This window comes from Streptomyces sp. SPB074, from assembly GCF_000154905.1.
Taxonomy (GTDB): domain Bacteria; phylum Actinomycetota; class Actinomycetes; order Streptomycetales; family Streptomycetaceae; genus Streptomyces.
Genome location: NZ_GG770539.1, coordinates 319,723 through 327,099, shown reverse-complemented (window position 1 = coordinate 327,099; position 7,377 = coordinate 319,723). Strand labels below are relative to the sequence as shown.

Below are 7,377 nucleotides of genomic sequence, written 5' to 3'. Positions count from 1 at the left end.
GTCAGCGTCGCCGCGCCCGAGCTTGACCTCCGTGTCGAGGCCCTGGCCGAGGGCGCGCGCCCACGGCGTCGCGTCCACGGCGGCGAGGGCCGCCCACAGCTCCTCGTCGGCCGCCCCGGCGCGGGCGAGGCGCAGGTTGTCGCGCAGGGAGCCCACGAAGACGTGGTGCTCCTGGTTGACGAGCGCGACGTGGCTGCGCACCGCCTCCGCCGTCATCTCCGACAACGCGGCCCCGCCCAGGGTCACCGCGCCCGCGCGGGGTGCGTAGATCCCCGCGAGCAGGCGCCCGAGCGTGGACTTGCCCGCCCCCGAGGGCCCCACGAGCGCGAGCCGGGTCCCCGGTTCCACCCCGAGCGTCACCTCACGCAGGACGTCCACGCCCTCCCGGTACCCGAAGTGGACGTCGGCGGCGTCGAGCACACGGCCGCGCGGCGCGACGTCCGCGTCCCCGGCGGCCGGTTCGATGTCCCGTACCCCCACCAGCCGCGCCAGGGACACCTGCGCGACCTGCAACTCGTCGTACCAGCGCAGGATCAGGCCGACCGGCTCCACGAGCATCTGCGCGAGCAGCGCGGCTGTCGTCAGCTGCCCGACACCGATCCACCCCTGGAGCACGAAGGCTCCGCCGACCATGAGTACCGAGGCGAGCACGGTCGTGTGCGTGACATTGATGACCGGGAAGAGAACCGAACGCAACGAAAGGGTGTAGTTCTCCCATTTCGTCCATTCGGAGACCCGGCGGTCGGTGAGGGCGACGCGGCGCGCGCCCAGGCCGTGCGCCTCGACGGTGCGGCCCGCGTCGACCGTCTCGGCGAGCGCGGCGGCCACGGCCGCGTACCCGGCGGCCTCGGAGCGGTACGCCGAGGGGGCGCGCTTGAAGTACCAGCGGCAGCCGATCACGGCGAGCGGGACGGCGATCAGCACGGCGGGCGCGAGCGGAGGCGCCGTCACGACGAGGCCGCCGAGCAGCAGCACCGCCCACACGAGCCCGATCGACAACTGCGGCACCGCCTCCCGCATCGCGCCCGCGAGCCGGTCGATGTCCGTGGTGATCCGCGAGAGCAGGTCACCCGTGCCCGCGCGCTCCAGGACCCCCGGCGGCAGCTTCACGGAGCGGACGAGGAAGTCCTCGCGCAGGTCGGCGAGCATCTCCTCGCCGAGCATCGCGCCGCGCAGCCGCACCATCCGGATGAACACCGTCTGCACGAGCAGCGCGAGCGCGAAGAACGCGAGCGTGCGCGGCAGCCGGATCGTCTCCGCGTGGTCCGCGACCCGGTCGACCAGGCCGCCGAGCAGGTACGGGCCGATCATCGAGGCGATCACCGCGACCGCGTTCACCGCGATCAGCACGAGGAAGGCGGTGCGGTGCCGCCGGAACAGGGCCCCGGCATAGGCACGCACGGTCGCCGGGCTGCCGACCGGCAGCGTCTCCGCCGTCGTCGGCGCCGCCGGGTCGTAGCGCGGGGGAGTGGGCCCGGTCATGCGGTTTCCTCGATCCGTACGGTGTTCTCGCCGGGTGTCGCCTCGACGGGGGCGGGCCCGGTGGTGCCCCCCTCGCGGCCGTCGGCCGCGCCCTCGTGCCGCACCTCGACCTCGCGCAGGGTGCCGAGATCGTTCAGCTCCTCGTCCGTCTCGCGTGTCACGACGGCGCGGTAGCGCGGTTCGGCGGCGAGCAGTTCGCGGTGCGTGCCCTCGGCCACGACCGAGTCGCCGAGGACGAGGACGACCCGGTCGGCGGCGTCGAGCAGCAGGGGCGAGGAGGTGAGGACGACGGTGGTGCGGCCCGCGCGCAGCGCGGCGAGGCCGCCCGCGATGCGGGACTCGGTGTGCGCGTCGACCGCCGATGTCGGCTCGTCCAGCACCAGTACCTCCGGGTCGGCGACGAGCGAGCGCGCGAGCGCGAGCCGCTGCCGCTGGCCGCCCGAGAGCGACCTGCCGCGCTCGGTGATACGGGTCCGCAGCGGGTCGCCGCCACTCGTCCCCGGACCGGGGTCGGCCTGCGCGAGCGCGGCGAGCACGTCCGTACACTGCGCGGCGTCGAGCGCGGCCTGTGGCGCGACGGCACCGGACGCGGGGATGTCGAGGAGTTCGCGCAACGTGCCGGACAGGAGGACGGGGTCCTTGTCCTGGACGAGCACGAGGCGCCGCGCGTCGGCGAGCGGCAGCCCGTCGAGCGCCACCGTGCCGAGCAGCACGGAGGGCTCCCCGGCGTGCTCGGGGGAGTGGCCGCCGAGCCGGTCGGCGAGGCGCCCCGCCGCGTCCGGGTCCCCGCAGACGACGGCCGTCAGCAGGCCCTCGGGCACCTGGAGCCCGGTCAGCGGGTCGTACAACTCGGCGGGGCCCGCGTACGGGACCGCCCCGGCCGGTTTCGCGGCGGTGCCACCACCCGAGGCCCCCGCCCCCGGACCCGCCGTCGAACCGGCGCCCCGTTCCGTGACCCGCCGCAGCGACAGCACCCGTGCCGCCCGCCGCGCCGAGGGCCGCGAGAAGGAGTACGCCATGGCGATCTCCTCGAAGTGCCGCATCGGCCACGCGAGCAGCGTCACCATGCTGTAGACGGTGACCAGTTCCCCGACCGACACGGTGCCCTCGCGCGCGAGCCGAACCCCGTACCAGACCACCGCGATGAGCAGCAGGCCCGGCACGAGCACCTGTACCGCCGCGATGAGCGACCACAGCCGCGCGCTGCGCACGGCGGCGCCCCGTACCTCCTGCGAGGCCGCCCGGTAGCGGCCGAGGAAAAGTTCCTCGCCGCCGATGCCGCGCAGCACCCGCAGCCCGGCGACGGTGTCCGAGGCGAGTTCCGTCGCGCGCCCCGCCTTCTCGCGCTGGACGTCGGCCCGGCGCACCGAAGGCGGCAGGAGCGGCAGGACCGAGAGCGCCACCACGGGCACCCCGATCGCGACGACGAGCGCCAGGTGCGGCTCGTAGAAGAACAGACCGGCGCAGACGAGGACGATGGTCAGTGCCGCGGCCATGAAGCGCGAGAGCGCCTCCACGAACCAGCCGATCTTCTCGACGTCGCCCGTCGAGACCGCGACGACCTCGCCCGCCGCCACCCTGCGGGTGAGCGTCGAGCCCAGTTCCGCGCTCTTGCGGATCAGGAGCTGCTGGATGCGCGCCGCCGCGGTGATCCAGTTGGTGACGGCCGTGCGGTGCAGCATGACGTCGCCGACCGCGATCCCCGCCCCGAGCGCGAGGAGCAGCAGCCCGGCGAGCGCGAGCCGCCGGCCCGCCCCGTCCCCGCCCTCCGAGACGGCCTCGACGGCGACGCCCACCGGGTACGGCAGGGCCGAGAGCGAGCCGAAGTTGAGCATTCCCCAGGCGAGCGCGCGCAACTGGCCGCCCCGTTGCCGCCGTCCCAGCCAGTACAGGAAACGGGGGCCTGACCGTACGTCGGGGACGCCGGGGTCCGCGTACGGAAGATCCTTGATGCGCATGAGAGTCCAGGGCCAAAGAGACGAGCAAATGAGGTAAGCCTTACTTGCCCGACCCGGAAGAGCAAATGACTTTTCGCTGATCGGTAAAGGAATCGGCAGGTCCGGGCGCCGGGCGGCCCTCCGGCGGGGTGTCCCTGGGCACGGGTGGGAGTATGACCGTATGCACAGTACGGGTGGCACGGTGAAGGTCCTGATCGGTACGGCGGCGGTGCTCGCGCTGCTCACCTCCTGCTCCGGGCAGGACGGCGGGGACGGTGCCAAGAAGGCCGCCGCCGCGTCCTCGCCCGCCGCGCACCGCGCGCCCCAGGCCGACCCGACCCGCGTCCCCGGCGTCGGCGACCGCCTCCAGGGGCAGATCCCCGCCGCGAGCCGCCAGGTCGTCGCCGTCTACGGCAAGGGCGTCGACTCCGCCGACTCCACAGTCGTGCTCTACACGAGGACCGGGAAGGCGTGGAAGAAGTCCGCCTCCTGGCAGGGGCACAACGGCAAGAAGGGCTGGACCACGGCCCACCACGAGAACGACAAGCGCAGCCCCGTCGGCGTCTACACGCTGAGCGACGCGGGCGGCGTCCTCGCCGACCCGGGCGCCGCGCTCCCATACACGCGGACCGCGTCGATCCAGGCGCCGCACTACTGGGCGAAGTCCCACTGGCACGACTTCGACTACGTCATCGCCATCGACTACAACCGCGTCAAGGGCACCGCGCCCAACGACCCCACCCGCCCCGAGGGCCAGACCAAGGGCGGCAGCATCTGGCTGCACATGGACCACGGCAGCGGCACCTCGGCGTGCGTGAGCATCCCCAAGGCCGGCATGAGGTCGCTCCTCACGACCCTCGACCCGCGACAGCACCCGGTCGTGGTCATGGGGGACAAGAAGAACCTGGCCGCCTGACCGCCCTCCCCGGCGGTACGGGCCCGGCCCGCACCGCCGGTCCGCTCAGGCGCGCGGCGGCCGCGTCGCCCGTTCCAGCTGCATGAGCACCGAGGCGTACCCCTTGCCGCCCGTCGCGTGATCCATGCCCACCTCGCACATGCGGTTCGCCGACAGGTACGCGTCGAAGGAGCGCGACGTCACCTCGGCGGCCTCCGCCGCCGTCGCCGACTCGGTCAGCTCGCGGTGCAGCATCCCCCGGTCGCCCGCGAAGGCGCAGCAGCCGGCGTCGTCCGGCACGACGACCTCCTCGGCACAGGCCCCCGCCAGCTCCACGAGCCGGTCGACGTCGCCGAGGTGCTGCATCGAGCAGGTGGGGTGCACGACGGCGGACTCCACCCTGCGGTGGACGGTCAGCTCGGGAAGCAGCTCCTCGGCCGCCCACACGAGCGAGTCCACGATCGTCAGGGCCTCGTGCAGCTCCTTGTTCTCCGCGGTCAGGTACGGCACCACCTCGTGGGCGAGCCCGAGCGTGCAGGAGGAGGCGTCCACGACGAGCGGCAGCCGCCCCCCGCCGGTCCAGCCCCAGGCCGCCTCCACGACGCGGTTCGCCATGACGGTGTTGGCGTCCTCGTAGCCCTTGGAGTGCCAGATCGTGGAGCAGCACGTGCCCGAGACGTCCCCGGGAATCCACACCGGTTTGCCCGCGCGCCGCGCCAGGAGCACGACGGCCTGCGGCAGCGAGGGCTCGAAATCGCCCTCGGGACCGCCGAAGATGCGGTTCACGCACGCCGGGTAGTAGACGGCCGTCGCCCCCGGCTTCTCCGTCCGGGGCAGGCGCCGGGCCGCCGCGCCCGGGATCTCCGGCAGCCACTCCGGTACGAGGTCGGGACGGACCGCCTTGCGCGCCGTGCGGGTCACGGCGGTCAGCAGCCGGTCGCCGATCTTCTCCGCCGAGGCCACCGCGAGCCGCGCCCCGCTCTCCACGACCTTGAAGTCCTTCGCCGTGTACGTGGCGATCTTCTCCTCGCGGGCGCTGTGCCGCTGGTGGCGGAACTCCTTCATCATGGCGCCCGTGTCGATGCCGACCGGGCAGGCGAGCTTGCACGTCGAGTCCCCGGCGCACGTGTCCACGGCGTCGTAGCCGTAGGCGTCGAGCAGCCCGTTCTCGACGGCCGAGCCGGCCGGCTGGCGCATCATCTCGCGGCGCAGCACGATGCGCTGGCGCGGCGTCGTGGTGAGGTCGTGGCTCGGGCAGGTCGGCTCGCAGAAGCCGCACTCGATGCACGGGTCGGCGACCGCCTCGACCTTCGGGATCGTCTTGAGCCCGCGCAGGTGCGCCTTCGGGTCGCGGTCGAGCACGACGCGCGGGGCGAGGACGCCCGCGGGGTCCATGACGTGCTTGATCCGCCACATCAGCTCGGTCGCGCGCGGGCCCCACTCCAGCTCCAGGAACGGCGCGATGTTGCGGCCCGTCGCGTGCTCCGCCTTCAGTGAGCCGTCGAAGCGCTCGACGGTGCTCGCGCAGAACGCGTCCATGAACTCCGCGTAGCGCCGCACGTCCCCGGGCTTCGCCGCGTCGAAGGCGAGGAGGAAGTGCAGGTTGCCGTGCGCGGCGTGACCGGCGACGGCGGCGTCGAAGCCGTGCGCCGTCTGGAGGGCGAGCAGCGCCTCGCACGCCTCGGCGAGCCGCGAGGGCGGTACGGCGAAGTCCTCCGTGATGAGCGTCGTCCCCGAGGGCCGCGTGCCGCCCACGGCGGTCACGAACGCCTTGCGGGCCTTCCAGTAGCCGCCGATGAGCTTCGCGTCGCGCGTGAAGGCGTTGGTCACCGAGGCCACCGGGGCGACCAGTTCGAGGCTCTCCATCACCCCCGCGGCGGCCCGCTCGTTCGCCTCCCGCCCGGCATCGTCGGAGGCGCGGAACTCCACGAGCAGCGCCGCCGTGTCCTTCGGCAGCTCCGCCCAGTCCGCGGGCACCCCGGCGACGCTCGTCGAGGCGCGCAGCGTGTTCCCGTCCATCAGCTCGACGGCGATCGCCCCGGCCTCGTTGAACCTCGGCACGGCCGCCGCCGCGGCGGGCAGCGAGGGGAAGAAGAGCAGCGCGGTGGAGTTGAGGCGTTCCAGCGGCAGCGTGTCGAAGACGACCTCGGAGATGAAGCCGAAGGTCCCCTCGGAGCCGACCATGAGCCCGCGCAGGATCGACACCGGGTCGTCGCCGTCGAGGAAGGCGTCGAGCCGGTAGCCGTTGGTGTTCTTGATCTCGTACTTGGCGCGGATACGGGCCGTGAGCGCCGGGTCCGCCTCGATCTCCGCCTTCAGCGCCATGAGCCCCGCGCACAGCTCGGGCTCCGCCGCCGCGAGCCGTTCGGCCGCGTCGGGGGCGCCGGTGTCCACGACCGTGCCCGAGGGCAGGACGACCGTCAGCGAGCTGACCAGGCGGTAGGAGTTCCGCGTCGTCCCCGCCGTCATGCCCGAGGCGTTGTTCGCGACGACACCGCCGACGGTGCACGCGATGGCGCTCGCCGGGTCGGGCCCGAGGACGCGCCCGTGCCGGGCGAGCGTCGTATTGGCCCGGACGACCGTCGTACCGGGGCCGAGGCGGACGCGCGCCCCGTTGTCCAGCACCTCGACGCCCGCCCAGTGCCGCCGCACGTCCACGAGGATGTCCTCGCCCTGGGCCTGCCCGTTGAGGGAGGTCCCGGCCGCGCGGAAGACCACTTTGCGGCCCTTCTCCCGCGCGTAGCGCATGACGGCGGCGACCTCGTCGGCGGACCGCGGGACCACGACGACCTGGGGCAGGAAGCGGTAGGGGCTCGCGTCGGACGCGTACCGGACGAGGTCCGAGACGCCGCTGAGGACCCGGTCCGGCCCGAGCAGCGCGCTCAGCTCGCGGCGCAGGGGTTCCGGCGTGCCGTCCGCGAGCCCGGCGGGAACCAGGTCCGGCGCGCTCTCCTCGCGCCCGGAGGGGCGCAGGGTGTTCGGGCTCGGTTCCAGCAGCGGCATGGGGCGGCACTCCTTCGTGGACGGTTCGCCGCCGGGCACGCGGGGCCGCCCGGCGGCGGG

4 protein-coding genes are annotated in these 7,377 nt (G+C 73.8%); 1 reads left to right on the top strand and 3 read right to left on the bottom strand.

Features of this window, described 5'->3' with window-relative positions:
• On the bottom strand, positions 1–1,482 hold a 1,482-nt coding region (locus SSBG_RS01360), incomplete at its 3' end, for an ABC transporter ATP-binding protein (protein WP_008744444.1).
• Positions 1,479–3,440, bottom strand: coding sequence for an ABC transporter transmembrane domain-containing protein (locus tag SSBG_RS01355; RefSeq protein WP_008744443.1), 1,962 nt, complete (start codon positions 3,438–3,440; stop codon positions 1,479–1,481). The genes SSBG_RS01360 and SSBG_RS01355, both read right to left, overlap by 4 nt.
• A 160-nt stretch (positions 3,441–3,600) precedes the next feature.
• Here SSBG_RS01355 and SSBG_RS01350 point away from each other — a divergent pair, with 160 nt between their 5' ends.
• Positions 3,601–4,335: a transpeptidase gene (locus SSBG_RS01350; protein WP_037868655.1), complete on the top strand. Its 735-nt coding sequence runs from the start codon at positions 3,601–3,603 to the stop codon at positions 4,333–4,335.
• A gap of 45 nt (positions 4,336–4,380) precedes the next feature.
• Here SSBG_RS01350 and SSBG_RS01345 read toward each other — a convergent pair whose 3' ends face one another.
• Complete coding sequence (locus SSBG_RS01345; RefSeq protein WP_037868652.1) at positions 4,381–7,317, bottom strand: FAD-binding and (Fe-S)-binding domain-containing protein; 2,937 nt, start codon at positions 7,315–7,317, stop codon at positions 4,381–4,383.
• Positions 7,318–7,377: the final 60 nt, after the last annotated feature.